This window comes from Varibaculum cambriense (assembly GCF_022133705.1).
GTDB classification, from domain to species: Bacteria; Actinomycetota; Actinomycetes; order Actinomycetales; family Actinomycetaceae; genus Varibaculum; species Varibaculum cambriense_A.
The window spans coordinates 1-257 of record NZ_JAKNHJ010000045.1 but is presented as its reverse complement, the minus strand read 5'-3'; the positions used below and the strand labels follow the sequence as shown (position 1 = coordinate 257).

Here is a 257-nt window from a genome sequence, read left to right as displayed (position 1 = left end):
CTGCACGCCGGGCACGTCTCTTATCTGGCAAATGCCCGTAAACTGGGTGACCGTTTGATTGTCGCTGTGAACAGCGATGCCTCCACCAAACGGCTGAAAGGGGATTCCCGCCCCGTTAACCCGCTCGAACAGCGTATGATTGTGCTGGGCGCACTGGAAGCGGTCGACTGGGTGGTGTCGTTTGAAGAGGACACACCGCAGCGCTTGATCGCCGGGATCTTGCCAGATCTGCTGGTGAAAGGCGGCGACTATAAACC

General features: G+C 58.4%; 1 protein-coding gene. It reads left to right on the top strand.

Annotation, left to right across the window (positions count from 1 at the left end; genetic code table 11):
* Nucleotides 1-257 (top strand): adenylyltransferase/cytidyltransferase family protein (locus L0M99_RS09725; RefSeq protein WP_238128456.1); only part of this gene is annotated, 257 nt, incomplete at both ends.